The sequence below is a fragment of the Roseomonas sp. TS2 genome (assembly GCF_058833935.1).
This window is the reverse complement of sequence record NZ_JCACVY010000004.1, coordinates 20,002-45,969: the sequence shown is the minus strand read 5'-3', so window position 1 is coordinate 45,969 and position 25,968 is coordinate 20,002. Positions and strand designations below refer to the sequence as shown.

Annotated in this window: 26 protein-coding genes; 12 read left to right on the top strand and 14 right to left on the bottom strand. The window is 67.8% G+C overall.

What is annotated here, in order from left to right; translation table 11 throughout:
- Window positions 1-84: 84 nt before the first annotated feature.
- A complete protein-coding gene (locus ACZJYS_RS01775; RefSeq protein ID WP_176559831.1) occupies window positions 85-996 on the bottom strand; it encodes a DUF4365 domain-containing protein in 912 nt (303 codons plus the stop codon).
- A 319-nt stretch (window positions 997-1,315) separates the two neighbouring features.
- On the opposite strand from ACZJYS_RS01775, the gene ACZJYS_RS01770 reads away from it, so the two are divergent.
- The 4 genes from ACZJYS_RS01770 to ACZJYS_RS01755 all read left to right on the top strand — a co-directional run bounded on the left by ACZJYS_RS01770 (window position 1,316) and on the right by ACZJYS_RS01755 (window position 6,085).
- Window positions 1,316-1,843 (top strand): arsenate reductase (azurin) small subunit, encoded by a 528-nt coding sequence (locus ACZJYS_RS01770; RefSeq protein ID WP_493175407.1) that lies wholly within the window; start codon window positions 1,316-1,318, stop codon window positions 1,841-1,843.
- Between the two features lie 13 nt (window positions 1,844-1,856).
- Window positions 1,857-4,481, top strand: a complete 2,625-nt coding sequence (locus ACZJYS_RS01765; protein WP_099095886.1) for an arsenate reductase (azurin) large subunit — start codon at window positions 1,857-1,859, stop codon at window positions 4,479-4,481.
- A gap of 66 nt (window positions 4,482-4,547) precedes the next feature.
- Window positions 4,548-4,925 (top strand): c-type cytochrome, encoded by a 378-nt coding sequence (locus ACZJYS_RS01760; RefSeq protein WP_099095887.1) that lies wholly within the window; start codon window positions 4,548-4,550, stop codon window positions 4,923-4,925.
- Window positions 4,922-6,085, top strand: a complete 1,164-nt coding sequence (locus ACZJYS_RS01755; protein ID WP_099095888.1) for a molybdopterin molybdotransferase MoeA — start codon at window positions 4,922-4,924, stop codon at window positions 6,083-6,085. Before ACZJYS_RS01760 ends, ACZJYS_RS01755 begins: the two co-directional genes overlap by 4 nt.
- Before the next feature lie 309 nt (window positions 6,086-6,394).
- On the opposite strand, the gene ACZJYS_RS01750 is transcribed toward ACZJYS_RS01755, so the two are convergent.
- From ACZJYS_RS01750 to ACZJYS_RS01740, 3 genes are all read right to left on the bottom strand, one after another.
- Window positions 6,395-6,880, bottom strand: coding sequence for a DUF305 domain-containing protein (locus ACZJYS_RS01750; protein ID WP_099095892.1), 486 nt, complete (start codon window positions 6,878-6,880; stop codon window positions 6,395-6,397).
- A 137-nt stretch (window positions 6,881-7,017) separates the two neighbouring features.
- Window positions 7,018-8,517 (bottom strand): calcium-binding protein, encoded by a 1,500-nt coding sequence (locus tag ACZJYS_RS01745; RefSeq protein WP_244311088.1) that lies wholly within the window; start codon window positions 8,515-8,517, stop codon window positions 7,018-7,020.
- A 98-nt stretch (window positions 8,518-8,615) separates the two neighbouring features.
- Window positions 8,616-8,948 (bottom strand): four-helix bundle copper-binding protein, encoded by a 333-nt coding sequence (locus ACZJYS_RS01740; RefSeq protein ID WP_099095893.1) that lies wholly within the window; start codon window positions 8,946-8,948, stop codon window positions 8,616-8,618.
- 202 nt (window positions 8,949-9,150) lie between these two features.
- On the opposite strand from ACZJYS_RS01740, the gene ACZJYS_RS01735 reads away from it, so the two are divergent.
- On the top strand, window positions 9,151-9,384 hold the full coding sequence (locus tag ACZJYS_RS01735) for a hypothetical protein (protein WP_099095894.1): 234 nt from the start codon (window positions 9,151-9,153) through the stop codon (window positions 9,382-9,384).
- Between the two features lie 408 nt (window positions 9,385-9,792).
- On the opposite strand, the gene ACZJYS_RS01730 is transcribed toward ACZJYS_RS01735, so the two are convergent.
- The gene (locus tag ACZJYS_RS01730) at window positions 9,793-12,159 is read right to left on the bottom strand and encodes a heavy metal translocating P-type ATPase (RefSeq protein WP_109517863.1); all 2,367 of its coding nucleotides are present in this window, start codon (window positions 12,157-12,159) and stop codon (window positions 9,793-9,795) included.
- 164 nt (window positions 12,160-12,323) lie between these two features.
- Between ACZJYS_RS01730 and ACZJYS_RS01725 the strand changes: the two genes are divergently transcribed.
- Window positions 12,324-12,527, top strand: a complete 204-nt coding sequence (locus tag ACZJYS_RS01725) for a heavy-metal-associated domain-containing protein (RefSeq protein ID WP_099095896.1) — start codon at window positions 12,324-12,326, stop codon at window positions 12,525-12,527.
- 90 nt (window positions 12,528-12,617) lie between these two features.
- Here ACZJYS_RS01725 and ACZJYS_RS01720 read toward each other — a convergent pair whose 3' ends face one another.
- From ACZJYS_RS01720 to ACZJYS_RS01680, 9 genes are all read right to left on the bottom strand, one after another.
- Window positions 12,618-12,980 (bottom strand): hypothetical protein, encoded by a 363-nt coding sequence (locus ACZJYS_RS01720; protein WP_099095897.1) that lies wholly within the window; start codon window positions 12,978-12,980, stop codon window positions 12,618-12,620.
- Between the two features lie 168 nt (window positions 12,981-13,148).
- The gene (locus tag ACZJYS_RS01715) at window positions 13,149-13,475 is read right to left on the bottom strand and encodes a hypothetical protein (RefSeq protein WP_109517864.1); all 327 of its coding nucleotides are present in this window, start codon (window positions 13,473-13,475) and stop codon (window positions 13,149-13,151) included.
- Window positions 13,476-13,654: 179 nt separating this feature from the next.
- Window positions 13,655-14,128 carry a DUF411 domain-containing protein gene (locus ACZJYS_RS01710; protein ID WP_109517865.1) on the bottom strand — a complete coding sequence of 158 codons (474 nt, stop codon included), beginning with the start codon at window positions 14,126-14,128 and terminating at the stop codon, window positions 13,655-13,657.
- A gap of 10 nt (window positions 14,129-14,138) precedes the next feature.
- Window positions 14,139-15,374 carry an ATP-binding protein gene (locus ACZJYS_RS01705; protein ID WP_109517866.1) on the bottom strand — a complete coding sequence of 412 codons (1,236 nt, stop codon included), beginning with the start codon at window positions 15,372-15,374 and terminating at the stop codon, window positions 14,139-14,141.
- Window positions 15,371-16,138 carry a response regulator gene (locus tag ACZJYS_RS01700; protein ID WP_109517881.1) on the bottom strand — a complete coding sequence of 256 codons (768 nt, stop codon included), beginning with the start codon at window positions 16,136-16,138 and terminating at the stop codon, window positions 15,371-15,373. The genes ACZJYS_RS01705 and ACZJYS_RS01700 overlap by 4 nt, the downstream gene beginning before the upstream one ends.
- The gene (locus tag ACZJYS_RS01695; RefSeq protein WP_167522615.1) at window positions 16,119-16,574 is read right to left on the bottom strand and encodes a plastocyanin/azurin family copper-binding protein; all 456 of its coding nucleotides are present in this window, start codon (window positions 16,572-16,574) and stop codon (window positions 16,119-16,121) included. Before ACZJYS_RS01695 ends, ACZJYS_RS01700 begins: the two co-directional genes overlap by 20 nt.
- Before the next feature lie 14 nt (window positions 16,575-16,588).
- Window positions 16,589-17,344: a copper resistance protein B gene (locus tag ACZJYS_RS01690; protein WP_109517882.1), complete on the bottom strand. Its 756-nt coding sequence runs from the start codon at window positions 17,342-17,344 to the stop codon at window positions 16,589-16,591.
- 5 nt (window positions 17,345-17,349) lie between these two features.
- Window positions 17,350-19,305 (bottom strand): copper resistance system multicopper oxidase, encoded by a 1,956-nt coding sequence (locus ACZJYS_RS01685; protein WP_109517868.1) that lies wholly within the window; start codon window positions 19,303-19,305, stop codon window positions 17,350-17,352.
- 45 nt (window positions 19,306-19,350) lie between these two features.
- Window positions 19,351-19,920, bottom strand: coding sequence for a cupredoxin domain-containing protein (locus ACZJYS_RS01680; RefSeq protein WP_099095904.1), 570 nt, complete (start codon window positions 19,918-19,920; stop codon window positions 19,351-19,353).
- A 532-nt stretch (window positions 19,921-20,452) separates the two neighbouring features.
- On the opposite strand from ACZJYS_RS01680, the gene ACZJYS_RS01675 reads away from it, so the two are divergent.
- The 6 genes from ACZJYS_RS01675 to ACZJYS_RS01650 all read left to right on the top strand — a co-directional run bounded on the left by ACZJYS_RS01675 (window position 20,453) and on the right by ACZJYS_RS01650 (window position 25,910).
- The gene (locus ACZJYS_RS01675) at window positions 20,453-20,998 is read left to right on the top strand and encodes a YjaZ family protein (protein ID WP_493175441.1); all 546 of its coding nucleotides are present in this window, start codon (window positions 20,453-20,455) and stop codon (window positions 20,996-20,998) included.
- Window positions 20,999-21,636: 638 nt separating this feature from the next.
- Window positions 21,637-21,990: an ArsR/SmtB family transcription factor gene (locus ACZJYS_RS01670; RefSeq protein WP_099095906.1), complete on the top strand. Its 354-nt coding sequence runs from the start codon at window positions 21,637-21,639 to the stop codon at window positions 21,988-21,990.
- Window positions 21,987-22,412 (top strand): arsenate reductase (glutaredoxin), encoded by a 426-nt coding sequence (gene arsC, locus ACZJYS_RS01665; RefSeq protein ID WP_099095907.1) that lies wholly within the window; start codon window positions 21,987-21,989, stop codon window positions 22,410-22,412. The genes ACZJYS_RS01670 and arsC overlap by 4 nt, the downstream gene beginning before the upstream one ends.
- 108 nt (window positions 22,413-22,520) lie before the next feature.
- Entirely contained in the window at window positions 22,521-23,834 is a 1,314-nt protein-coding gene (locus tag ACZJYS_RS01660; protein ID WP_099095908.1) for an arsenic transporter, read from the top strand.
- A 52-nt stretch (window positions 23,835-23,886) separates the two neighbouring features.
- Entirely contained in the window at window positions 23,887-24,624 is a 738-nt protein-coding gene (gene arsH, locus ACZJYS_RS01655; RefSeq protein ID WP_099095909.1) for an arsenical resistance protein ArsH, read from the top strand.
- Between the two features lie 188 nt (window positions 24,625-24,812).
- Window positions 24,813-25,910 (top strand): YncE family protein, encoded by a 1,098-nt coding sequence (locus ACZJYS_RS01650; protein WP_007002456.1) that lies wholly within the window; start codon window positions 24,813-24,815, stop codon window positions 25,908-25,910.
- The last annotated feature ends 58 nt before the right edge of the window (window positions 25,911-25,968 follow it).

The window sequence follows — 25,968 nt, the reverse complement described above, 5'->3', positions numbered from 1 at the left end:
TCGGATGAAGCCTGAGCGGACGGTGGTTCGCCCAAACTGACAGGCAGCAGCGCTTACACCAGGCTCCGAAACAAGCGCTCAGGGCTAATCACGTTCCATGGCTCGTCTGAACGCCCATTCATTGTAGTCTTCTTCGTCGCACTCGTCTTCGTCATCCCTCTCCGGTTCCTCTGGCGGCTCAGGATCATCTGGATCCTCGAAGAAGGCTTCCACGGCGAGGAACTGCTTCGCCGCCTCGTTCAGTTCCACCTGCACGATGTGGGTCTCGATCTCGTTGGACTGTTCTTCCGCAGGGATGAGCTTGGCGTACTGGTAGGTGAGCCACGGGAAGAAGTGGTTCATGACTCCGTGAGGTGTGTGAGTTGTACCCCAGACACCAATTTGGGAATCCGGTTGGCTCTTTTCATAACTCCCGTAGTAAACGTCTATCTTGCGAAGACCCAGGGTCTTGTTGACCCAGAAGTCGAAACTGAAGAAGACTTCCTTGTCTCGGTATTCCTCCATGTCTGCTTTGTCGGCCGCGAAGCGATAACGCTTGATCGACGCACGGTCCGTGCCGATCCCGCTGGCGAGGGCGGGCTTCGCCTTCTCATCCAGCACGTTCCGAGAAGGGATGTGGATGGCCCAGCCCTTCTTTGTCTGCCTTGTCAGATGGCGTTCAACACGTTGCCAGAGGGTGAGGCCGGTTTCTGGATTGTGGAGGATCAGAAACACTGGGAGGGAGTGCCGCAGCCAGTACTCGAGGTGGCGAGGCTCACCGTAGAACGTGTACCCCTCTGCATCCTTGTGCTGGAAGAAAGAGGTGCCCGACTTAACCTGAAGCGCAATCAGCTGTCCCGTTGGCTCTCCCTCTTCGTCAACAATCTCGACTTCCGCATCGACACCAAAGTCGCTGATCGTCTGCTCGCGGAAGAACCACTTCAGGCGCTTGGTGAAGATGAGGTTCACTTCCTGAACGCCGACGCGCTCTGTCAGTGCCGTTGATGTTCTGGCCATGGGATGCATCACTGATAGCAGAAGGGGCGCAATACTACACACGACGTGCGGCGTCGGGCGAGGCCCCGACCACGATGTCACGTAGGCGCCGCAACGGTCCAGGATGCCTTTCGTTCTTGCCTTGCGAGCGGGGGCGCAAAGTCCAGCCTTCTGGACCCGGACGGCGCCAAGTCCAGCTTCCTGGACTCCGGTGACGGTCCGGTGACAGCAATCCTCCGTCAACATCCTGATTTCCAAGGCACCGTAAGCCACCGCCGTCACGGGCGCCGTTGGCACGCCCGCTGCAATGCTGTCGTCGCCTGAGAGCGGGGAGACGGAAATGTCGGGTTGCAACAAGCTTACGGAGAGCGGCCGCCGCTTCTTCCTGGGACGGGGGGCGCTGGCGGTGGCTGGCGCGGCGGCGGCCTCCACGGTGCCGCAGGCGCCCGCCAAGGCGACACCGGCCCTGGCGCGCGTGGCGTACCCGGTCAGCAGGCTGGGCAACATGCGCGACCTGAAGGTCAACGAGCCCATGGACATCAGCTACCCGGACGCCGACAGCACGGGCGTGCTCATCAAGCTCGGCACGCGGGTCGAAGGTGGCGTCGGCCCGGACGGCGACGTCGTCGCCTTCTCGAACCTCTGCCCACACAAGGGCTACCCCATGTTCTACCAGGCCGACGACCGCACCCTGAACTGCCTCGGCCACTACAGCCGCTTCGACTGCGAGAAGGGCGGCCTGCAGGTCTGGGGCCACGCGACCCAGAACCTGGCCCAGTTCCGCCTGCGCGTGGACGCGGGTGGCGACATCCACGCCGAGGGCGTGGACGAGCTGCTGTACGGCCGCCACTCCAACGTGCTGGCCTGAGGAGGGCGGGAACATGGCTTACAAGCGCAACATCGACCGCCTGCCGATCCCGCCGCGGGACGCCAAGGTCAACAACGTCGTCTGCCACTACTGCATCGTGGGCTGCGGCTACAAAGCCTACTCCTGGCCCGTGAACCGCCAGGGCGGCCCGGCGCCGGACGACAACGCCTACGGCGAGGACATGCGGGGCCAGCTCGGCGCCGACAGCGCCGCCTGGGCGGCGCCGTCCATGTACAACGTCGTCCGGCACAACGGGCAGGACGTCCACATCGTCATCAAGCCCGACCACGACTGCGTGGTGAACTCCGGCCTCGGTTCCATCCGCGGCGCCCGCATGGCCGAGATGTCCTACTCCACCGTCACCGGGACGCAGCAGGCGCGCCTGACCGACCCGCTGGTCTGGCGCTACGGCACCATGTCGCCCGCCTCCTGGGACGACAGCGTCGCGCTGGTCGCCGAGGTCACGCGCCGGGTCATCGAGGAGCAGGGCGAGGACGGCCTGCTGGTCTCCGCCTACGACCACGGCGGAGCGGGCGGCGGCTACGAGAACACCTGGGCGACCGGAAAGCTCTACTTCCAGAGCATGAAGGTGAAGAACATCCGGATCCACAACCGTCCGGCCTACAACTCCGAGGTGCACGGCTCCCGCGACATGGGCGTGGGTGAGCTGAACAACTGCTACGAGGACGCCGAGCTCGCGGACACCCTGTTCATCGCGGGCGCCAATTCCCTCGAGACCCAGACCAACTACTTCCTGAACCACTGGGTGCCGAACCTGCGCGGCTCGACGCTGGACAAGAAGCAGAGCCAGCTGCCGAACGAGCCGCACGCCGCCGCCCGCATCATCGTGGTGGACCCCCGCCGGACGGTGACCATCGCGGCCTGCGAGGCCGAGGCGGGAAAGGAGAACGTGCTCCACCTGCGCATCAACAGCGGCACCGACCTCGTGCTGTTCAACGCGCTGTTCACCGAGATCGCGACCAAGGGCTGGGCCGATAAGGCGTTCATCGCCACCAGCACCAGCAACTACGACGCCGCGATCGGCGCCAACCGCACCACGGTGGAGGAGGCGGCCCGGCTCACCGGTGTGTCGGCGGAGGACATCCGCAAGGCGGCGGCCTGGATCGCGGAGCCCAAGCAGGGTGGCGCCCGGCGCCGCACGATGCTCGCATACGAGAAGGGCATCATCTGGGGCAACGACAACTACCGCACCAACCAGTCTCTGGTGAACATCGCCCTGGCGACGGGCAACATCGGTCGCCCCGGCGGCGGCTGCGTCCGCCTCGGCGGTCACCAGGAAGGCTATGCCCGCCCCTCCGACGCCCATGTCGGCAAGCCCGCCCAGAACGTCGACGAGCTCCTCATCGGCGGCAAGGGCGGCATCCACCACGTCTGGGGCTGCGACCACTTCAAGACGACCCTGAACGCCTCCGAGTTCAAGCGCGCCTACCAGCGCCGGACCAACATGGTGAAGGAGGCGATGGACTCCGTCCCCGCCGGTGACCGCGCCGCCCAGGTGGAGGCCATCATGAAGGCCATCCGCGCGGGCGGCCTGTTCAGCGTGGACGTGGACATCGTGCCGACCCAGATCGGCTCCTGCGCGCACGTGGTCCTCCCGGCGGCGACCTCGGGGGAGATGAACCTGACCTCCATGAACGGCGAGCGCCGCATGCGCCTGACCGAGCGCTACATGGACCCGCCGGGCAACGCGATGCCGGACTGCCTCATCGTCGCGCGCCTGGCGCAGGCCCTGGAGCGCTCCTTCCGCACGGCCGGGAACGCCGCCGTGGCCGACCGCTTCCGGGGTTACGACTGGAAGACGGAGGAGGACGCGTTCATGGATGGCTACCACCAGCACGAGAAGGGCGGCGAGTTCGTCACCTACGCCCGGCTTCGCGCCATGGGCACCAACGGGTTCCAAGAGCCCGCAGTCGGGCTGGAGACCACCGGCGCGGTGGCTGGTGGCACGACCACCGGCGCCTCGCCCGGCATGGTGGTGCAGGGGCCCGGCATAGAGGGCGCCCGCGGCCGCGAACCCGTCCAGCAGGCGGCGCCGGGCGCCGGTGCGACCGGCACACCGGCGGCGACCACCGGCGGCAGCGAGCGAATCCTTGGGACCAAGCGCCTCTACGCCGACGGCAAGTTCAACCGCCCGGACGGCAAGGCGGTATTCGCCGCCACCCCATGGCGGGGGCTGCAGGCCCAGGGCAAGCAGGCAGAGAAGGACTCGCAACGCTTCCTGGTGAACAACGGCCGCGCGAACCACGTCTGGCAGTCGGCCTACCTCGACCAGCACAACGACTTTGTTCGCGACCGCTTCCCGTACCCCTACATCGGCATGAACCCGGATGACATGGGCGAGCTGGCGCTAAAGCCGGGCGACCTCGTCGAGGTCTTCAACGGCAACGGCGCCACCCAGGCGGTCGCATGGCCGGAGGGGGGCCTCGGCCGCAACCAGACCTTCATGCTGTTCGGCTACCCGACGGGCGTGCAGGGCAACGTGGTCAGCAAGGCGACCAACGAGTTGGTCATACCAAACTACAAGCAGACCTGGGCGAACATCCGGAAGCTCAGCGACGCCCCCGAAGCCGTCCGCCACCTGTCTTGGAAGACCCAGGAGTACCGGGCCCAGACTTGAGATCGGGCACCCTGCGACGCGGCCGCCCGGCTGCGTCGTCACGCTCCCCCTGCCATTGGAGACCCCATGCGAGTCCTTGCCTCGGCCCTGCTCTGCGTGCCGCTCCTCGCCTTCCCGGCTCTCGCCCAGACCGTCCCGTCGGGCGAGCAACTGTTCCGCAGCCAGTGCGGCGCCTGCCACGGCGTGGACAGCCGCAACCGCGTCGGCCCCGGCCTCGCCGGAGTGCTGGGCCGCCGCGCGGCAGCCGTCGAGAGCTTCCGCTACTCGAACGCCATGCGCACAAGGGCGGCGGAAGGACTGACCTGGGACGAGGCGACGCTGCACGCCTACTTGCAGGCCCCCAAGCAGGTCGTGCCCGGAGGCAGCATGTCCTATGTTGGCATGAAGGACGAGGCACGCCTGAACGCTTTGCTGGCCTATCTCAAGGAGAATGCGGGGTCGTGACCACCAGCCTCGCGCCCCGCCCCGCATGCTCCGATTGCGACCTGCAAGCGGGCCTTGTGGACGTCGAGATCGCGCGCGCACGGCTTCTCGCCGACGTCCATCCGGTGCGGGGCGTCGAGCTCGTTTCATTGTCGGCGGCGGCCCGGCGGGTGCTGGCGAATCCTGTACTGGCGACATCGGACATGCCGCCGTTCGACCGCGCCGCCGTGGACGGCTATGGCGTCGGCGGGCCGGGGCCCGGCCCCTTCCAGGTCGTCGGCTACCTTCCGGCGGGCGCGGGTGGCCTGCCGCGTGTGGGCGCCGGTGAGGCGGTGCGCCTGCTGACCGGCGCCGCCGTCCCCGAGGGCGTCTGGGCGGTCGCGATGCAGGAGGGCTGCCGGGTGGACCCGCACTCCGGTGTCGCGTCGCCGACGCTCCTGCAGGATGCCAACATCCGCCGCCGGGGTGAGGATTTCCAAGCGGGCGAGGCGGTGCTGGAGGCGGGCACCCGGCTCGACCCGCGCCACCTCGCGTTGCTGGCTGCGGTTGGGGTGGGCGACGTCGCGGTCCGGCGCAGGCCGCGGGTCGCCGTGCCCTCCGCCGGTGACAAGCTGCTCGAGCCGGGCATGCCGCACGCGCCGGGCGCCATCCACGACAGCAACCGCCCCATGCTGGCCGCCTTGCTGCGGGGCATGGGCGTCGAAATCCTTGGCCTGGGCCTGCTGCCTGACCGGCGATCCGACATCGCGGCCGCCCTGGAGCGGGCGTCCGGGTGCGACGCCATCGTCGCCTCGGGCGGCGTGTCCGGCAGCGAGGCCGACCACTTGCTGGGCGCCCTGCATGACGCCGGTGGCCACGGCTCCTGGTGCGCCGTGGCGCTGAAGCCGGGCAAGCCACTGGTGTTCGGCGGCATCGGCACGGCGCGCTGCCTGTTCCTGCCCGGCAACCTGGTGGCCGCGCTGGTTAGCGGCATCCTGTTCGGGCGCCCGCTGGTAGCTCGGCTTACCGGGGCTGTGGACGGCGGCCTGAAATCCTTGCCAGCGCGCCTGGCGTCCGGCTGGGACCGGAAGCCGGGGAGGGAAGAGTTCGCCCCCGCGATGGTCGGGCCGGACCTCGTGGTCGAGCACATCAGCAAGCCAGGGTCGGCGCGACTCATGCCGCTGGTAGCGGCCGATGGCTAGGTCAGGGTAGGTCGAGACGTCGGGATGCTGCGGGCCGGGGACGCGGTCGCGTTTCTATCCCTAGCGGGAATCCTAAACGGGTAGGATGGCGCCCGTGCTCCTTCGTTGCCGCGGCGGTTTCGCCAGGTTTCGGAGGGCAGGGACTCCGGTGTTGCGTTCGGGTGTTTGGCAGCCTCTGGTCGATAGCCGCCTATCCGCTTCGGAAGGTGAGGCAGGGCAAAGCGGACCCTCCCTGCTGAAGGTCTCGCGATGGATGCCCTGCCGATGGCATGCGCCCCCAGTAAGTCCGCGGGCGCCGCACAAACACCATCAGCGCGCGGGCTGCAGCACCGGCGCAGAGGGTGCCGGAGGGTTGGCCTCCAGTTCGGCAATCAACTGCTTCATCTCGCCGATCTCCCGCACCTGGGCCGCGATGATGCTGTCGGCCAGTTGCCGGACGTGCGGGTCCCGGATCCGCGCCCTCTCGCTGGTCATGATGGCGATGGAGTGGTGCGGGATCATCGCCTTCATGTAGGCCACGTCGCCCACCGTCTGCTGGCTCCTGACCAGCCACAGCGACCCTGCGAACACCAGGACGCTGGCGCCGAGGATGGCCATGTTGGCGGTCCGGTTCCGGTACATGCCGAGCATAAACAGCAGCATGATGACGGCCATGGTCGCCCCCATCACGAGGGCCATCCAGGTCCGGGTCTGGCTGTAGAAGACGTGCTCCAGGGCATAGGTGTTCAGGTACATCAGGCCGAACATGACCACGGTCGACACCAGGATCATCAAACCGAAACGTGCGTAGCTCATGGCGAAGCCCTTTCTGGCCGCTGGCCGGGATGGCCCGGCTTCAGCGACAGGTCTCGATTGGCAGGAGCGCGACCGGTGCCCGCAGGCACCGGTCGCATTGGAGGCGGTGAGCCTGGCTAGACAGCCCCCGCTTGAACTCAGGCGATCGGGCCGCCGCTCTCCGGGAAGACGTACCAGGAGCCGAAGTCGCCAATGCCCTCCACGAAGCCCGGCGCCTCGGCGAACATGAAGTCGCTCTGCCGCAGGTCGTCCTTGGCGATGCCCTCGAGGAGGATGGACCCCGCGAAGGTGTCGTCCTCGCCCATGCCCCAGCCGACCAGGGCGCCCCCGGCTGTGTCCTGAATGACGACATCCGCAGGCTGGATGCCCTCCATGAAGGCGATGTGGTCGAAGGCGCCTTGGGCCTCGCCGGTCGCCTCGAAGTCCAGGACCACGTCGTGGCCGCTGTCCATCGACACCATGAAGGCGTCGGCGCCGGTGCCGCCGACCAGGGTGTCGTCGCCCATGCCGCCGTTCAGCATCCCGTGCGCGGCGCCCTCGTCGAGGTAGTCGTTCCCGTCGCCGCCCATGAGCTCGTCGGACTCCGCCCCGCCGAAGAGCCTGTCGTCGCCAGCCTCCCCCGTCAGGCGGTCCATGCCGTCGCCGCCCGCCATGGTGTCACGGTCGTCGCCACCCTGGAGATGGTCGTCCCCGGCCAGGCCTGAGATGGTGTCGTCTCCCGCCAGTCCGAAGATGGTGTCCGATTCCGACGACCCCGTCAGGGTATCGGCACCAGCGGTGCCGCGGAGGACGGCGTTCCCCTCGATGTCGAAACTCAAGGTGCGGTTATCGAAGACGTGGTCGGCCAAAAGGTCGAAGATGGCACCGGCCTGTGGCTCACCGGATACCTCGGGGCCCGCAACGCTGGGCGTCGGTGCCTCGTCGGCTGGGCCGTCAGGCACCCGCAGGCCGGGAGGCAGGTCGGCCGCGTCGCCGAACATGAAGTCGTCCTGCGCCAGGTCCGCCTTGAAGACGCCTTCCAGCAGGACTGAACCCCCGTCCCAACTGACCTGGACCCCATCTGCGGTGTCCGCAAAGGCAAGGTCTGTCCACTGGAGGCCGTCCATGACCGCCAGGTGGTCGAACATGCCGGGACCGGCGGTGAAGTCCTTGATGACGTCGTGGCCGCTCATCCGGCCGATCATGAAGGCGTCCGGGCCGCCTCCGCCAACCAGGGTGTCGTCGCCCATGCCGCCGTCGACGGTGCTGTGCCCCTCACCCTCGTCCAGGTGGTCGTTCCCGGGGCCGCCGCGCAGCGTGTCGGCGCCAGGGCCGCCGTAGAGGGTGTCATTGCCCTCGCCACCTTCGACCTCGTCGTCGCCCATGTTGCCGGAGACCACGTCGGCGCCCGCACCGCCGTGGAGGACATCGTCCATGCCGCCCCCGCCAATGCGGTCGTCGCCTTCGAGGCCCCAGGTGAACTCGGCGCCGTCGGTGCCGCCCAAGGTGTCGGCGCTCTCATCGCCGAAGGTGACGTTGTGGACGTGGCCACCGGCCTCGAAATCGAAGTGAAGCCCGCCCAGCGTGCCGTGCAGGGTGTCAGCCAGCCGGTCCGTGAGGTTCGTGAGCAGGCTGCTGAGATGTTGATTCTGGCTCATGCCGACGCTCCGTCAGAACGTTTTGATCTGCACGGGAAGCGTTTGCTTCCGGTGGAGGTGACAAGGACCGGACCCGCTGTCCGGTCCTTGTCCCGGCGTCAGGCGCTCATCTCGCGGCAGGACGCGGCGCACTTGCGGCACTGCGCGACGCAGTCCTCCATGCCACCCACGGCCTCGCAGCTTTTGGCGCACTCCTCGCAGATCTCGGCGCACTCGGCACAGGTGTGCTTATGGTGGGGCGTGCCGATCAGCATCATGTCGGCAGAGGTCTGGCAGATGGTGGCGCAGGCCATCATCAGCCTGAAGTGATGCGGCTCCACGTGCTTGCCGCCCGCTTCCAGGCAGTGGTTCATGGCCGTGCCCAGGCAGGTGGAGTGGCAGCGCAGGCATTCCTCGATGCAAGCCTGCATGGCGGGGGTCATCTGATGCATCTTTCTTCTCCGTTAGGATGTCCGTGAGGCGGGGTTCGCCAGCCTGCTCGGCAGGTCGGCTGCCCAATTGAGGTGACGAGCGTGGGTGCGGGCGCCCGTTGGACGGAGGGCTCGGCCATGCTCCGCCTTCCGCAGGCCCTGGGGCTCTGCGGAGACGCTCAGGACGCCTTATCGGGGTGGTGGAGAAGGAAGGTCGGAGAAGATGCCCGCGATCGAAGGTGGCGGCATGGCAAAGAAATCGCTGCCGCTGACCAGGAGCGTGACCTGCGGGCTGACCGGCGGCAGGAGGGCAGCGCCGCTCCCGCAGTGCCCGATGACGCAGCAGCCTGGCCGGACGGCATCGCCGTCGCAGTTCGGGCAGCACTTCTTGCCTGCCGTCCTTGCCTTCGCAGCCGGACCAGACATCCGGGCATGGTGGGGAGCGGGCGTGGCGTGACCAGCGTACGCGGACGCCTGGGTGAGGGCCGCAGGGGGGGACGTCGGGGACATGGCGTTATGTGCCACCGCAGGCACAGCAAGGATGGACACGCATATGGCGAGCACCAAAGCAGTCACAGCCTGGATCGCGCTTTCCGTCCAGCGCATCGGTTCATCCGCCCTACGAGCCTTCGCCAGTAAGCGTCCGTCTGCCGGATGGTTTCCTATTCGGCTTGCGAAGAACGCGGCACATCGGAGATTTCCGCACCTGCGCTGCCTCGCTTAACCTCGCTTCGAATGCGACCACGACGCCTGGAGCTGCGGGGCATCGCAGGCCGGATGTCATTGCTGTCGCCTTGCAGCACCGGCGTGCTCGCCCTGGCGGCCGGGGGCGAGCACGCCGATGCCTTCACAGGACCAGGCGGGCCTAATCCTGCAAGCGGACGGCCCGCAGGCGCAGCGCGTTGCCGATGACCGAGACAGAGCTCAGCGCCATGGCCAGGGCCGCCACGATCGGGCTGAGCAGCAGGCCCAGGACCGGGTACAGCACGCCCGCCGCCAGGGGCACCCCGGCCGCGTTGTAGACGAAGGCGAAGAACAGGTTCTGCCGGATGTTGCGCATCACCGCGCGCGACAGGAGCCGCGCCCGCGCGATGCCCGCGAGGTCGCCCTTCACCAGGGTCACGCCCGCGCTCTGCATGGCGACGTCCGTCCCGGTGCCCATGGCGATGCCGACGTCGGCCTCCGCCAGCGCCGGGGCGTCGTTCACGCCGTCGCCCGCCATGGCGACGACCTTCCCCTTGGCGCGGAGCTCCCGGACGATGCGGTGCTTGTCCTCGGGCAGGACGTCGCCCTGGAAGTCCTCGATGCCGAGCCTGCGGGCCACCGCCTCCGCCGTCGTGCGGTTGTCGCCCGTCAGCATGACGATGTGGATGCCGCTGGCGCGCAGGCTCTCCAGCGCGGCGGGCGTGCTCTGCTTGACAGGGTCGGCCACCGCGATGACGCCGCCCGGCCTGCCGTCCACGGCCAGGAAGAGCGCCGTGCCGCCCTCACGCCGGAGCTCGTCGGCCCGGGTGGCGAGACCACCCAGGTCGACACCAAGCTCCTGCATCAGCCGCGCGTTGCCCAGCGCGACTTGGCGCCCCCCCACCGTGCCGGTCACGCCCTTGCCCGTGACGGACGCGAAGTCGGCAGGCTCGCGGAAGGCCATGCCGCGTTCCTTGGCGGCGGCCACGACCGCGGCCGCCAGCGGGTGCTCGCTGGACCGCTCCAGGCTGGCGGCCAGCGGCAGCACCTCGGCCTCGGTCAGGCCGGGTGCCGGGACCACGGCCACGACCTTGGGCTTGCCCTCCGTCAGCGTGCCGGTCTTGTCCACGACCAGGGTGTCGACCTTCTCCATGTGCTCGAGCGCCTCGGCGCTCTTGATGAGCACGCCCGCGGACGCGCCCTTGCCGACGCCGACCATTATGCTCATGGGCGTTGCCAGGCCGAGCGCACAGGGGCAGGCGATGATGAGCACCGAGACGGCCGCGATCAGCCCGTAGGAGAGCGCGGGACTCGGGCCCCAGGCTGCCCAGGCGACGAAGGCCAGCGCCGCCACGGCGATGACCGCCGGGACGAAGTAACCGGAGACCGTGTCGGCCATGCGCTGGATGGGCGCCCGACTGCGCTGCGCCTCGGCGACCATGGCGACGATGCGGGACAGCATGGTGTCGGAGCCGACCTTGCCCGCCCGCATGACCAGCGCGCCGGTGCCGTTCACGGTGCCGCCGATGACCTTGGACCCCGGCGCCTTCTCGACCGGCAGGGATTCACCGGTGACCATGGACTCGTCCACGGCGCCGCTCCCTTCCAGCACCGCGCCGTCCACCGGCACGCTCTCGCCCGGACGCACCCGCAGCCGGTCACCGACGCTCACCTCGGCCAGCGGGATCTCCTCGTCCTCGCCGCTTTCCTTGAGGCGCCGCGCCGTCTTGGGCGCCATGTTCAGCAGGGCGCGGATGGCGCCGCCAGTCTGCTCGCGGGCGCGCAACTCCAGCACCTGGCCGAGCAGGACGAGCACCGTGATGACGGCGGCCGCCTCGAAGTAGACGGCGACGGTGCCGTCCATGCCGCGGAAGCCCTCGGGGAAGACGCCAGGCGCGAAGGTCGCGACCAGGCTATAGAGGTAGGCGGCGCCGGTCCCGAGGGCGATCAGGCTGAACATGTTCAGCCTGCGGTTCCTGAACGACTGCCAGCCGCGCACGAAGAAGGGCCAGCCCGCCCAGAGCACGACCGGCGTCCCGAGCAGGAACTGGACCCAAACGGAGACCCTGGGCGGCACCAGGTGATGGATGCCGAGGCCCGGGATGTGGGCGCCCATCTCCAGGACGAGGACAGGAAGGGTCAGCACCAGGCCGATCCAGAACCGCCGCGTCATGTCGGCGAGTTCCTCGTTGGGCGCGGCCTCGGCAGTAATCTCCAGCGGCTCCAGGGCCATGCCGCAGATGGGGCAGTTGCCCGGGCCTTGCTGCCGGATCTCCGGGTGCATGGGGCAGGTGTAGATGGCGGCCTTCTGCGCAGCCGTCGGCGCGACAGCCTTCTCCGGCTTCAGGTACCTGTCCGGGTGAGCCTCGAACTTTCCCTTGCATCCAGCCGAGCAGAAATGGAACGCGGCGCCGCCGTGGTGGGCGTGGTGCGGCGTCTTGGCAGGGTCAACCGTCATCCCGCAGACCGGGTCGCGCACCAGAGTCTGGTCGTCGTTAGCTGGCGTATGAGCGCCGTGACCATGGTGATGGTGGTGATGCTCTCCCATCTGCGGGACTCCTCCAAGACTGCTGTGCTCGACGTTCGGTGCTCTAGGAGGTGGGGTTTCCCATTGTGGGAAGGTCAAGGGCGCCGATCGGACACCCTGCTGGCCTTGACCTTCCCATAGTGGAAAGCCCCACCTGTTGGACGGTCATTGAGGAGGAGAGCACGATGTACCGCTTCGACGTTCCCGGCATGAAGTGCAGTGGCTGCGCCAAGAAGGTAGAGGGCGCCATCAAGGCCAAGGACACCGCTGCCGAGTTCAGCGCTGACGTGGAGAACAGGCGGGTGACCGTGATCTCCTCGGTATCCCAGACGGAGCTCGCCGCGGCCATCCAGGAAGCGGGCTACGCCAACCAGCCCGTGCCCGCCTGAGCTTCCCGGCAACGAGCTGCGCCGGACACCGTAGCCGGAGCAGGCTGCTCCGGCGACTGTGATGCCGTCCTGCGCCAGCGTCGGCCGGTGCTACATGTGATGCCGGACGTGCGGGTTGCTCATCACCTCGGCCGTCTTCGCACCGTAGTGGTGGTCGGGCTGGATGTAGGCGACGCCGCTCGATTCTCCGCCAGTCGGAACCGGAACGCCGGGGACCGGGTGCGCGGCGCCGGGATCGAGGTAGCGAATCCTCAGGTTTTCCCCGCCCCCGGCAACGGCGACACGCCCGCCACCCACGACGTTCTCGTCATGGCCGGGCGGGTAGACCACGGCAAAGTTCTCGCCCTGCCCAACAACCTCGATGGGCCCGTTGGCGTGCGCTACCGCGGCGGAAGTGCCGATCGCCGCAAACAGGGAGAGGGCGAAAAGCGCGGATTGGAAGCGGGGTGTCATAGCGAGATCCTCAATCAGGTTTGCCGTTTCTCGTCCGGCACCTGGAGAGGATGGGCCGCCACTGTGTCAGCCCGCTTGCGCCATCTTATCAATTGATGTCAGCGGAACTGCACCCCGGCTTCCACGCGGTGCGAGGCGGGACGCCCTGGGGCGTCCCGCCCCATCTCGTCAGTGGTTCATCATCTGACAGTGCTGCATCATCTGCTGCATCTGCGGCGACATCGTGCCCTGCTGGGCCTGCGCCCGCATCTGCTGACAGTGCTGCATCATCTGCTGCATGTTCATGCCTCCCATGTTGTGACCCTGCATGGAGCCCATGCTGCCCTGGGCGGCGGACGAACCCGGCGGCGTCGTGGATGTCGGAGGCAAGGACATCTGCGACGAGGTCGGGGTCGCCGCAGGCGGGCCGCCGGGCTGCGCGCAGGCGGCCACGCCGAGCAGCAGCGTTGCAGCCAATGCGACCTTCCCGATCGCCTTCGAAGTCATGTGGACCATGTGTCCTCCTTGAGATGGCAGGGGTTCGGCAGGCGCCCCGGCCCGCCTCGGCGGGCTGGGGCGACGACGTTGCACGGCGAGCAGGCGGTCACAGGGGGTGACCGACGCGCCTTGCATGACGTGGAACGGCAGCATGCTTCGAGGCAGCATGTTGCAGGTTGAGACGGCGGGGGACTCGCTCATAGGGCTTCCAGTCCGCGGAACCGCATCCACGGCCGCCAGGCGCCGTCGCGGCCAAAGGCGACGACGTCGTAGGTCGAGGGCTCCGCGCCCGGCACCTCCATGCCCGGCACGCCGATCGGCATGGCGGGCACGGAAAGCCCAGCAACGCCGTCGGGCCTTTCCTTGAGCAGGCGCCGGATTGCCGCGGCGGGGACATGCCCTTCCATGGCGTAACGACCAGTCTTCCCGGCATGGCAGGAGAGCAGGTCCGAGGGTGTGCCAAGCGCCTGCCGGTATGGCCCGACCGCATCCACGACCTTGTCGTCGACCTCGAAGCCCTCGGCCCGCAAGTGCGCGACCCAGCCACCGCAGCAGCCGCAGGTGCGATCCCGCCAAGCTTCGACCTTGGGCGGCCCGCCACAGGCCGTGGGCAGCAGTGCCAAGCCAAGTAGGCCGCTTGTGAGACCTCGACGGGTGGTGACGATACGCATATTCGCGCTCCTAGGCTGGTCTAGGCAGGATGATGCTGGCGCGCAGCCCCCCGCCTGTGATGTTCTGAAGCGCGACCGACCCGCCATGGCGGCCGACCGCCTGCCGTGCGATGGCCAAGCCGAGGCCGGAGCCGCCAGTGCTGCGGTTGCGGGACTCCTCGAGGCGGTAGAAGGGCTGGAAGACGCTCTCCAGCTGCGCCTCGGGAACCCCCGGCCCAATGTCGTCCACATGAACCACGAGTTCCTGCCCCAGGTCGGACAGGGTCACCCGGGCCGAGAGGCCGTACTTCAGCGCGTTGTCGATGACGTTGGCGAAGGCGCGCTTCAGGGCGATGGCCCGGCAGGGAAGCCGCGCCTGCGAAGGCCCCTCATAGGTCACCGACTTGCCCATGTCCTCAGCGTCGCCGCAGAGGGTCTGGAGCATCGCTGCGATGTCGGCGGACCGGACCTCCTCCTGCTCCTCGTCGCCCCGCAGGTAGGCCAGCGTGGAGGCAATCATGGCATCCATCTCGTCGAGGTCGGCGTCGATCTGCCGTTGCGCCTCGGCGTCGTCCAGGAAGCCCGCGCGCAGGCGCAGCCGTGCCAATGGGGTCCGGAGGTCATGACTGACGGCCGCGAGCGCCTGTGTCCGGTCGGCAATGAGGCGGTCGATGCGCGCCTGCATGCGGTTGAACGCCTGTGCCGCCTGCCGAACCTCGCGGGGTCCCTCCTCGGGCACGGTGACCGTCTGCCCGGGCCTGCCGATGCGGTCGGCCGCGCTGGAAAGCTCCCGCAACGGCCGCGCGATGAGGCGCACGACCAGTAGGCCCAGCACCAAAATGCCGATGGCCATGGCGGTGGTGGAGAGGAGTGTGGCGTGCTCCGGCTGCGCTTGCAGCGGGTCGGCGTGGTACCAGAGATGGCCGCCGTCCGGCAGACTGACCGCACCTTCGGCCTCCAGATGGCCGCTGGCGGTAAGATTCTGGGCCGTCACGGCCCCCACTGCGACACCGGGTCGCCAGCGCACCTGGAAGCCCGGGGAGGACAGTGCCTGGGCCACTGCCTCGCGGGCATCCGGCGGCACCATGCCGATGGCGCGGGCGGCCGCGGCGACCCGCTCGCCAGTGACCTTCTGCTGCGTGCTTCCCAGCAGGATATCGCTGCCTGTTTGGTGCAGCCACAGGCTGCCGACATGGAACGCCATCAAGCCGACCAGCAGCACCAGGATGATGCGGCCAGCCAGGGTGCTGGGGAGCAGCCGCCTCATCGACGCGCGACCGAAGGGACGAACATGTAGCCTGCGCCCCGAACAGTCTTGATGATGGCGGGGCTGTCCGACAGCGGCTCCAGCTTTCTCCGGAGGCGGCTGACCATGACGTCCACCGAGCGGTCGATGCTGCCCGAGATCCGGTTGCGGGCGAGGTCCAGCAACTGGTCGCGCGACAGGACGCGTTGTGGGTGCTCGCAGAAAGCCAGGAGCAGGTCATACTCGCCGCTGGACAGATCAACCGCCGAGCCGTCGGGTGCCGCCAGTTCGCGGCGCCGGGTGTCGAGGAGCCAGTCGGCGAAGACCATCCTGTCGCCGGTGACGAGCCCCGTCCGGGCTGCCCCGGCCTGGGCGCGCCGCAGGACGGCCCGGATCCGGGCCAGGAGTTCTGGACGGCTGAACGGCTTGGGGAGGTAGTCGTCGGCGCCGAGTTCGAGGCCCACCACCCGGTCGGCCTCCTCGCCGCGGGCCGTCACCATGATGATCGGGACCTCGGACCTCGCTCGGAGCATCCGACACAGGTCGAGCCCCGACTGGCCTGGCAGCATCACGTCCAGCAGCACCAGGTCCACCGGGGACAGCGAGATAGTGTCCCACATCTCCGCGCCGTTCCGCGCCCCCGTGACCCGGAAGCCGTTCTGGCGCAGGAACTTGGCGATGAGCGTGCGCATCTCCCCGTCGTCCTCGACGACGAGAATGTGAGCCTCGAGGGGGAGCGGGCTGCCCCGCCCCTCCCGCTCCGTGTCAGGACTGACCGGCGGCACCGGCGAGGACACCCAGCTTCGCCCGTGCCTTCGGAGCCAGGCCGGGGGCGGATGCAGCCTTCGCTGCGAATTCGGTCATGTCAGCGTCTCCCACCACAATCAGGGCCACCATGCCCAGACCAGTGTGGGGCGTGCACTGCACGGGGTAAACGCCGGGCCGGTCGAAGGTCACCGTTGCCTCGCTGTTGAACGGCACGGTGAGCGGCGGCGCGCCCGCAGGCCAAAGCGACTGAATGGGGGCGACGTTGTGACCCTTGTCGGTGGGCTCGAAGCGGACGGAGCCGCCCACCGGGACCCGCACCAGAGCGGGATCGTAGGCGAAGGTGTCGCCTGCCACGGGACCGCGGTTCAACTGGCGGACCGTGGCGGCTGGCTCAGCGGCGCTGGCCAGCCCCGTCATCATCAGCAACGCGACAAGGGTCGTGCGGATCATCATGGTTTTGTCTCGTCTTAGAAGAACAGCCGGATGCCGGTCATGAAGGTCCATCCGCCCACATCCTCACCGTCGTTGCGGGCGTAGCGGGCCGTGTCACCAAGCTTCCGCTCGTAGCTGACGCCGATGTAGGGTGAGACCTCGCGCGTGAACTCGTAGCGCAGGCGCAGCCCGGCCTCGATGTCGTTGATGCCGCTGCCGACGTGAAGTTCGGGCACCTTCTGGAGCGCGAAATTGGCCTCGATGTTGGGCTGGAGCACCAGGCGCTGCGTGATGTAGGCGTCGTAGGACACCTCCGCGCGCGCCGACAGGTCGCCGCGCTCGCTGACAAAACCCTGGAGGTCGACCTCGAACATGCCGGGCGCCAGCCCTTGCAGGCCGATGACGCCGTAGAAGCGGTCCGGCCTGGGGCGGATGTCGTAGCGGACACCGGCCTGGAGGTCCCAGTAATAGCCGATCAGGCGCGAGTAGAGCAGTTGGATCTCGGCGCTCTCGACCCGGCCGTTCCGCGCCGTCTCGCCCTCGGTCTTCAGCCAAACCCGGTTGACGTCGCCGCCATACCAGGCCTGCCCGTCCCAGCGGCCGATGTTGGGGCCGTCCAACCCCCAGCCGTACTCCAGCTTCTCGAACAGCACGGCGCCGGTGAACACCTCGTGGCTGAACGGGGGCTCGGTGCTGTGCGGCATCGCCTGCGCGTGCGCCGGTGCGGCCTGGAGCGCGCCGATGGCCAGGACGGCCGAGGCGGCGGCGGTCAGGATGCTCTTGGTCTTCATGACCGTCACCGCGCCGAAGCCGCCTGGCGTGCCGAGACCACAGATACCTTGCGCATCATCCCAGTCTCCATGTGGTAGAGCATGTGGCAGTGGAAGGCCCAGCCGCCGGGCGCGTCCGCCTCGATGTCGACGTCGAGCGTCGAGCCCGGCTTGATGTTGACGGTGTGCAGCAGCGGATTCTCGGCCCCGTTGCCGACCTGCGGAATCATCCACATGCCGTGCAGGTGCATCGGGTGGCTCATCATCGTCTCGTTGACGAAGCGGAAGCGCGCACGCTCGCCGAGGTGGAGCTGGATGGGCTGCGCTTGGCTGAAGCTGTTGCCGTTGATGGACCAGAAGTACCGCTCCATGTTGCCGGTCAGCCGGATCTCGATGATGCGGGTTGGCTCCCGGACCGGGTAGAGCGGCTTGGCGGCCCGGAGGTTGCGGTAGGACAGAACGCGAGCACCCGGCGGCGCGCCGACATCGTTCACCAGGGGGTCTGGCATCGCCATGGCGCCGTGGTCCATGCCGCCCATGGCACCGGCGCCCGTCGAGCCATGATTCATGCCGGGCATGTTGCCGTGGTTCATCCCGGCCATGGACGAGGGGGCCATGCCCCGCATGCTGGAGTGATCCATCCCGGGCATCGCCGGTTGGTTCATCCCCGACATGGAGGAGTGGCCCATGCCAGCCATGTTTCCATGGTTCATGCCGCCCATGGACTGGCCCTGCATGCCCTGGGAACCCCCGGCGGGCATCTGCATGGCGGAGTGATCCATGCCCCCCATGTCCATCGGCGCGACGTGGCCCGGGGCGTCAACCTCCGGCATCGGTGTGCCGCGGTCCAGTCCGCTGGGCCCGTAGTTCATGCCCATGTCGGCCATGGTCAGAACCGGGCGCGGACGGTGCGGCGGCAGAGGCAGGGCGGGCAGGCCTTCCCGCGTGGCCAGGCTGAACTGCGCGAAGCCCTGGCGGCCCATGGATTCCGCCAGCACCTGGTACTGGCGCCCGTCGCGCGGGCGGACCAGGACGTCGAAGGTCTCTGCCGGTGCGATGCGGAACTCATCCACGGTGACGGGGCGGACGTTGTTGCCATGCGCCTGCACCACGGTCATCTCGAGGCCGGGGACGCGCACGTCGAAGTGGGTCATGGCGCCGCTGTTGATGAAGCGCAGGCGCACCGTCTCGCCGGGCCGGAAGAGCGCCGTGAAGTTCTGTGCCGGAGTGTGGCCGTTGACCAGGTAGGTGTAGCCGCCGACATCCTCGATGTCGGTCGGGTCCATCCGCATGTCGCCCCACATGACGCGGTCGGAGACGATGGCTGACCGCGCGGCGCCGTCCGGCGCCCGGCGGAGTTCGCCGACCAGGCTGGCCAGGGTGCGCTTGTTGTAGTTGTAGTAGCCGGGATCGCGCTTGAGGTTGGCGATGACGTGGCTCGGCGTCTCGTCCGTCCAGTCCGACAACTGGACGATGTAGTCGCGGTCGTAGCCGAAGGGTTCCGGCGTCGCGGGGTCGATGACGATGGAGCCGTAGATGCCGGACTGCTCCTGCACGCCCGAATGGCTGTGGTACCAGTAGGTGCCAGCCTGGACGAGCGGGAAGCGGTATTGGTGCGTCCCGCCCGCGTCGATGCCCTGGAAGCCGTCGCTGATGCCCGGTACGCCGTCCTGGCTGCTCGGCAGGATCAGGCCGTGCCAGTGGATCGAGGTGTGCTCGCGCAGCCGGTTGGTGACGTTGATCACCACCTCCTCGCCCTCGCGGAAGCGCAGGACGGGACCCGGGATCTGCCCGTTGATGGCCATGGCCGGGCGGCGGCGCCCGGTGATGTTGGCCGTCACGTGCGACAGGGTCAGGTTGAACTCGCGCGGCATCGCCCGGCCGACGGCGGGCTGCGCCGAGGCGCCGGACGCGGCCGGGAACGCCAGGGCGGCGACCCCGAGGCCCAGGGCCCGCCGCCTGCTCAGCTTGTCATTGGTCATCGTTCGGTCCCCTTGGCCACGTCCACTGCGGGCTGGTCTTGCCGGTCAGCGCGAGAAGGTGACGTTGCCCACCATTCCGGACTCGTAGTGGCCCGGGATGTTGCAGGCGAACTCCAGGCTGGTGGCCCTGGTGAACTTGAAGACCATCTCCCCCGTCTTGCCGGGGTCGACCAGAACGGCGTTCGGGTCATCGTGGCGCATCGCGCCGTGATCCATGCCGCCGTGTCCCATGGCGCCATGGTTCATGCCCGGCATCCTGGAGTGGTCCATGCCAGCCATGGCATCCTTGCTGGTCGCCGACATCATGCCGCTGTCGAACATGGCCCGCATCTCGCGCTGGTGCTGCTGGTGCATGACGGCGGTGCCGATGTTGAACTCGTGCAGGAGCTCGCCAGCGTTGCGCACCCGGAAGCGGACGGTCTCCCCGGCCCGGACCTGGATGCGCTGCGGCTGGTAGCTGTTGTCCCGCATGACGATGTCGATCGTCCGCCTGACGTCCTGGGCACGGCCACGGGTGCCGAATGCCTGGTAGGCCGAGTCCGCAGAGGCAGGCTGAATCTGGGCCGCAGCGATGGCGGCCAGGATGGCGGCCGCGATGGAGGTGGCAAGGCGCATCGGTGAGCTTCCCCGGTCTGTGCAAGCAGGGGCAGGTCGGTGGCCTGCCGCGTGAACTCGATGCGGCCAAGATGGCCTCCGAGTGCGAGCCCGAGATTGCCCAAGTGTGACAAGATATTTCAGGTGAGGGAGCGCAGCGCGGTTCGTGACATGGGCCTGCCCACAGCGGCACGGTGTCCAGCCTGCCACTCAAACCTTCACCGTGAGGGGGACAGATCGCGCTACAGGTGACCGGGCTAAGGCGGGGTTGATCCAGGAAGCGACCTGCCCACCCAATCCCTGAACCTCGACAATCTGGGTGCAGCCAGCCTGGCGGTAGGCTCTGTTCAGGCACCCCCCCTGAAAGTGGAGGAGGCTCAGATATCAACTTGTAGTGACGATTCCGTCGTGTATTTTCCGCGGCCAAGTTCGTCTTCCGACCAAGGTGCAAGGCCGCTGGCTTTGCTGATAACGGCTGAGTCCCTGCTGTCAGGCGCCGTTTGCCCGAGGGTTTAGGGAAACGTCGTCGACGGAGCGCACCTTGTCGCAGCCTATGCCTTATTGGCAGAGCCAGCCGAGATACGATGGAGGGGTCTACGACCTGACCCATCTCCAGCCATGGAACACCACCATCTTGGCGCCCGGCTCACCCGGCCCTGAAGGTTCGGCGGGCAGTGAGAAGGTTCGGATGCCCATTTGCTTCAAGTTCAGCTATCACTGCTGCACGGACAAGGATTCGACAAGGCTTGGCTTGGGAGACCTTGTGGTTGAAAGCGAGCGGCCGGAAGAGAGGCGGCGCCTGTGTCCAGTTCGCTGGTTTGCCAGCCGGAACCTGAAGGAAACGTTGAGAAGCGCCATGAGCGGGCGCTTGGCGCCCATCAACAACTATCAGTGGGTACTCCACACAAAGCTGCCTGGCATTTCGCACACTTGGATCGTTTTCCTGAAGTTCATGCCTGGCCCGCCCAACGGCTGCGCTATCGCTAGCGTGGAAACGTCTTACCTCACCGGCGACCCGATAAAGGGCGGGAGAGAGGAGAACTTCGCGTACATTGCTCATAGGACGCGTCAGACGGGACAGCTCTACGGCGTCAGATAGCCCGAAAAAGCTTTGGGGCCAGACCCGTCGGCCTGACCCCTCCGCAACACTTCCGTGTAAATAGATACCCAATTTGATCCGCGATAGTGCCGCAGATACCTGCTTCCACAGGCTGGGGCACCCGTTAGGATTGAACCAAGTGGCTCAAACCAGCGTTCCAAGTGCAGTCTGAAGGTATGTTCAGTTAGCCTCAGCGTCAAGAGGTGAGGCCCCCAAGCGCAAGTAATCCCCCTTAAACCCGTATGAACGCGGGTACCTGTGGTCCTTGCTTGAACTGCGTCTGCCTCCCCAGGAGAACCACGCGAGCACCATGGCTCCGTTGGGCCTGGGGCGTGGCGCTCGGTGGCTCCGGCGTGGCGACATGCTTGAGTGGCGGCACTTCCCGCTCATCGTCCTGGAGCGCCGTCCCTCCGCCCCGAAGGCGTTCGTGCCGGTCAGGGTGAGCCATGTCGGTTTCTGGGAAGTGGCTTGCACTGAAGGTCCGGCTGCTGTGGGCGCACAGCCGTCATGGCCGGGTCTGGCCGGGCACGGACAGGCCGCTTCCGGGGTAGGCTCGCCTGGGAAGCAGACACCTGCTTCATGCGGCGAAGCACTCCGCATGAGCTTGACTGCGCCAACATATCGGCGATACTCGATATATGGAATCGGAAGACGCCCTCGCGTGCCTTGGCGCCCTGTCACAGTCGACCCGGCTGGAGACCTTCCGGTTGCTGGTGCGCCATGAGCCCGAGGGCCTGCCTGCGGGCGAGGTCGCCCGACAGCTCGAGGTTCCCCAAAACACGATGTCCACGCACCTGGCGGTGCTGACGCGCGCTGGCCTGCTTCGTTCCGAGCGCCACAGCCGGTCCATCGTCTACCGGGCCGATGCCGAGCGCCTGCGGGAGATGATGCTGTTCCTCGTCAAGGACTGCTGCGGCGGACGCGCCGACCTGTGCCAGCCCCTGGTCGCCGACCTGCTTCCCTGCTGCCCGCCCGAGAAGGCCACCCCATGAGCGACGTCACCATCTACCACAACCCGGCTTGCGGGACGTCCCGCAATACGCTGGCCCTCATCCGCAACAGCGGCGAGGAGCCGAAGGTTATCGAGTACCTGAAGACGCCGCCGACGCGGGAGGTGCTGGCCGACCTCATCCGGCGCATGGGCGTCCCGGTGCGCGACGTCCTGCGCCAGAAGGGCACACCCTACGAAGAGCTTGGCCTCGGTGATCCGTCCCTGACCGATGACCAGTTGCTCGACGCCATGGTGGCGCACCCCATCCTCATCAACCGTCCCATCGTGGTGACACCGCTCGGCGCGAAGCTGTGCAGGCCGTCCGAGGCGGTGCTCGACATCCTGCCGAACCCGCAGCAGGGCGCCTTCACCAAGGAGGACGGCGAGAAGGTCGTCGGTGAACCGGGCCACCGCCTGATCTGAGTCGGGCGCCCGCGCCCTCCCATTCCGGGGACCGACGAGCCAAGCCGCTGACCATCGCTGACAGCGGATGGTCCGGCGCGCCCTGACGCCCGAGAGAACACGCCCTTCATGCTGGCCCTGGCCATCTTCGTCCTCACTCTCGTCCTGGTCATCTGGCAGCCACGCGGTATCGGCATCGGCTGGAGCGCCATGGGCGGCGCCGTGCTGGCGCTCCTGACGGGCGTCATCGGCTGGGCCGATGTCCCTGTGGTCTGGGACATCGTCTGGGACGCCACCTTCACCTTCGTGGCGCTGATCATCATCTCGCTTCTGCTGGACGAGGCCGGGTTCTTCCAGTGGGCCGCGCTGCACGTGGCGCGCTGGGGCGGCGGAAACGGGCGGCGGCTGTTTCCGCTTGTCGTGGTGCTGGGCGCGCTCATCGCTGCCTTCTTCGCCAATGACGGCGCCGCCCTGCTGCTGACGCCCATCGTCATGGCCATCCTGCTGCGGCTGAACTTCTCCGCAGGCGCCACGCTCGCCTTTATCGTCGCCTGCGGCTTCGTGGCCGACACCACCAGCCTGCCGCTGGTGATCTCCAACCTCGTCAACATCGTCTCGGCCAACTATTTCGGCATCGGCTTCGACCGCTATGCGGCGGTGATGGTGCCGGTGAACCTGGTGGCGCTGGTGGCAACACTCGGCGTGCTCTGGGCCTACTATGGCCGCCAGGTGCCCGCGAGCTATGCGTTGGACCGACTGGAGCGGCCCGGCGCCGCCATCCGCGACCACCTCGTCTTCCGGGCGGCCTTTCCGCTGCTTGCGGTGCTGCTGCTGGCCTATTTCGTCCTGGCACCGCTCGGCGTGCCGGTGGCGGCCGTGACCGGCGCCGCAGCGCTCCTCCTGCTGGTGCTGGCCGGGCGCTGGCACCGGGGAGGGCAGGGCGCCCTTGTCTCCATCCGCAAGGTACTAGGCGAGGCTCCCTGGCAGATCGTCGTGTTTTCGCTCGGCATGTACCTGGTGGTCTATGGCCTGCGGAACGCCGGGCTGACGGACCATCTGGCTGGCGCACTGGAATGGCTGGCCGGGCATGGCCTCTGGGCCGCCACCATCGGCACGGGCGTCGGCGCCGCGCTGATCTCCTCCGTGATGAACAACATGCCGAGCGTGCTGGTGGGCGCCCTGGCTATCGAGCAGGCGCGGGGCATCCCGCTCGCCATCCGCGAGGCGATGGTCTACGCCAACGTCATCGGCTGCGACCTGGGGCCCAAATTCACCCCCATCGGCAGCCTGGCGACGTTGCTCTGGCTGCATGTGCTGTCGCGCAAGGGCACTACCATCACCTGGGGGCAATACATGAAGGTCGGCCTCGTCATCACGCCTCCGGTGCTTCTGGCCGTGCTGGCCGCCCTGGCGCTTTGGCTGCCCGTGGTGGGTACGCCGTGAGCAACACGACCAAGCGCGCCATCCGTCCGTTCCTGACGACGGGGAGACCCTAATGCCATCCGACCTCGACCTCACGCTGCCCAACGTTGCCGACGACCATCTGCAGATGCCGAATCTCACCCGGCTCGGCATTCCCGGCGCCAGCACGCACCCACCGCGCATCCTGCTGCTCTACGGCTCGCTGCGGGAGCGGTCCTACAGCCGGTTCCTGACGCTGGAGGCCGTGCGCATCCTCCGCCGCCTCGGCGCCGAGACGCGGGTCTTCGACCCCCGCGACCTGCCGGTGGTCGACAGCGTACCCGCCGACCACCCCAAGGTGGCGGAACTCCGAGAGTTGTCCCTGTGGTCCGAGGGCCAGGTTTGGTGCAGCCCGGAGCGGCACGGCGCCGTCACCGGCATCCTGAAGAACCAGATCGACTGGCTGCCGCTGGAGAGCCGCGGCGTCCGTCCGACCCAGGGGCGCATGCTGGCGGTGATGCAGGTCTCCGGCGGCAGCCAGAGCTTCAACAGCGTCAACACCCTGCGCCTGCTCGGGCGCTGGATGCGGATGATCACCATCCCCAACCAATCCTCCGTGCCCAAAGCGCATGAGCAGTTCGACGAGGCGGGACGCATGCTGCCGGGGCCGCTCTATGACCGCGTCGTCGACGTCATGGAGGAACTGGTGAAGTTCACCCTGCTGACTCGTGACATTTCGAGCCACCTGACCGACCGCTACAGCGAGCGCAAGGAGCGGGCGGAGAAGCAGGCCAAGGCGGACTTGGCTAAGCTCTCGGGCGCCGTCGGATAGGCGCTGGAGCTCTCGTGCGGACAGTAGGCAAGAGAGGACAACCTCTGCTCGTGAACGGATAAAGACGTTTCCACTGACACCAAGCCCACGAGAAGGCCGGGCTCAGGTAGCTGACAGGATTGTTGGTGCGGCGCGTTATTGTTAACGAGAGTTAATCTCAGCTACCCGTCCACCGGGAAAGGCCCGCCATGACAAACACGAACTCCGTCACCTATCCCGCCATGCCCACGCTTCGCCGCCGCCACGCGCTCGCGCTGCTCGGCGCGGCTGGCTTTGCCCTGCGGACTGCACCGGCGCGTGCCGCCGCGGTGGAGAAGAGCGTGAAGCTGGCGCCCGGCCTCTGCGAACTGGTTGTCAGCACCACCACAGGCCTTGTGCATGTGGCGAGCACCGGCCCGCGCGGCGCCGACGACGCCAAGATCCTTGGCCTGGATCCGCGTACCCTGGAGGTCCGCTCCACCATCGAGCTCGGCGCGAACACAGCTTTCGGCCTCGGCGTGAACGACAGCACCGGCATGCTGTTCGGCACCGGCACGCGCAAAGGCAGGGTGCTCGCCATTGACCTCCGCACCGGCAAGGTCAAGACGGAGATCGGCGAGGGCGAGAACAACCATCCGCGGCAGGTCGTCGTGGACGAGGCGCGCAACCGCGCCTTCGTCTCCAACTTCGGCTTCCGGGAGAAGCCGAGCGCCGTGTGGGTGGTGGACACGGCTGCCAACACCCTCGCCAGCGTCATCACGGAAGGGCTGGAAGGGGGTATCTCGGGCCTTACCCATGACCCTGCGGGAGACCGGGTCTTCGTGGCCGCCTTGCAGACGAACGAGGTGGTGGAAGTGAGCCTTGCCCGCCGCGCCGGGGTGCGCCGCTTCGCCTCCGGCGGGGACGGGCCAATCAACTTGGCCTTCCACGCCGCCAGCGGGCGCCTGTTCTGCACCAACCAGAAGAGCGGCCAACTGGCCGTGCTGGATGCCGCGTCCGGCCAGCCGGTCAAGGTGCTGGAGACAGGTGCGGGCGCGCTGGCCGTCACCTTCTCGACCGACGGTGCGCTGGCCTATGTCACCAACCGTGGGGCTGGCACGGTCAGCCTGGTGGACACGCGCGCGCTGACCGTGCTGGCGAGCCTGCAGACCGGCACGCACCCGAACACCGTGGCCGTGGATCGGCGCACGGGGCTCGCCTATGTCAGCAACAAAGCCCGCTCGGCGCCGCGTCCTGCCCAGGGCCAGCCTCCGGCCCCGGCGCCCGAGGACCCGAACGGTGACACGGTGAGCCTGATCCGCGCCTAAGATCATGGCCGTTCCGGCGGGCAACCGCTGAAACGGCCCGGAGTGGACACGGCTGGGA

Coding starts and splice junctions, on each gene's coding strand:
- ACZJYS_RS01675 (WP_493175441.1), top strand. CDS start 20,453: ATGCCTTATTGGCAGAGCCAGCCGAGATACGATGGAGGGGTCTACGAC.
- ACZJYS_RS01715 (WP_109517864.1), bottom strand. CDS start 13,475: ATGGTCCACATGACTTCGAAGGCGATCGGGAAGGTCGCATTGGCTGCA.
- ACZJYS_RS01770 (WP_493175407.1), top strand. CDS start 1,316: ATGTCGGGTTGCAACAAGCTTACGGAGAGCGGCCGCCGCTTCTTCCTG.
- ACZJYS_RS01705 (WP_109517866.1), bottom strand. CDS start 15,374: ATGAGGCGGCTGCTCCCCAGCACCCTGGCTGGCCGCATCATCCTGGTG.
- ACZJYS_RS01670 (WP_099095906.1), top strand. CDS start 21,637: ATGGAATCGGAAGACGCCCTCGCGTGCCTTGGCGCCCTGTCACAGTCG.
- ACZJYS_RS01760 (WP_099095887.1), top strand. CDS start 4,548: ATGCGAGTCCTTGCCTCGGCCCTGCTCTGCGTGCCGCTCCTCGCCTTC.
- ACZJYS_RS01690 (WP_109517882.1), bottom strand. CDS start 17,344: ATGAAGACCAAGAGCATCCTGACCGCCGCCGCCTCGGCCGTCCTGGCC.
- ACZJYS_RS01720 (WP_099095897.1), bottom strand. CDS start 12,980: ATGACACCCCGCTTCCAATCCGCGCTTTTCGCCCTCTCCCTGTTTGCG.
- ACZJYS_RS01745 (WP_244311088.1), bottom strand. CDS start 8,517: ATGAGCCAGAATCAACATCTCAGCAGCCTGCTCACGAACCTCACGGAC.
- ACZJYS_RS01725 (WP_099095896.1), top strand. CDS start 12,324: ATGTACCGCTTCGACGTTCCCGGCATGAAGTGCAGTGGCTGCGCCAAG.
- arsH (WP_099095909.1), top strand. CDS start 23,887: ATGCCATCCGACCTCGACCTCACGCTGCCCAACGTTGCCGACGACCAT.
- arsC (WP_099095907.1), top strand. CDS start 21,987: ATGAGCGACGTCACCATCTACCACAACCCGGCTTGCGGGACGTCCCGC.
- ACZJYS_RS01735 (WP_099095894.1), top strand. CDS start 9,151: ATGCCCGCGATCGAAGGTGGCGGCATGGCAAAGAAATCGCTGCCGCTG.
- ACZJYS_RS01765 (WP_099095886.1), top strand. CDS start 1,857: ATGGCTTACAAGCGCAACATCGACCGCCTGCCGATCCCGCCGCGGGAC.
- ACZJYS_RS01710 (WP_109517865.1), bottom strand. CDS start 14,128: ATGCGTATCGTCACCACCCGTCGAGGTCTCACAAGCGGCCTACTTGGC.
- ACZJYS_RS01740 (WP_099095893.1), bottom strand. CDS start 8,948: ATGCATCAGATGACCCCCGCCATGCAGGCTTGCATCGAGGAATGCCTG.
- ACZJYS_RS01685 (WP_109517868.1), bottom strand. CDS start 19,305: ATGACCAATGACAAGCTGAGCAGGCGGCGGGCCCTGGGCCTCGGGGTC.
- ACZJYS_RS01750 (WP_099095892.1), bottom strand. CDS start 6,880: ATGAGCTACGCACGTTTCGGTTTGATGATCCTGGTGTCGACCGTGGTC.
- ACZJYS_RS01775 (WP_176559831.1), bottom strand. CDS start 996: ATGGCCAGAACATCAACGGCACTGACAGAGCGCGTCGGCGTTCAGGAA.
- ACZJYS_RS01730 (WP_109517863.1), bottom strand. CDS start 12,159: ATGGGAGAGCATCACCACCATCACCATGGTCACGGCGCTCATACGCCA.
- ACZJYS_RS01695 (WP_167522615.1), bottom strand. CDS start 16,574: ATGATGATCCGCACGACCCTTGTCGCGTTGCTGATGATGACGGGGCTG.
- ACZJYS_RS01680 (WP_099095904.1), bottom strand. CDS start 19,920: ATGCGCCTTGCCACCTCCATCGCGGCCGCCATCCTGGCCGCCATCGCT.
- ACZJYS_RS01660 (WP_099095908.1), top strand. CDS start 22,521: ATGCTGGCCCTGGCCATCTTCGTCCTCACTCTCGTCCTGGTCATCTGG.
- ACZJYS_RS01650 (WP_007002456.1), top strand. CDS start 24,813: ATGACAAACACGAACTCCGTCACCTATCCCGCCATGCCCACGCTTCGC.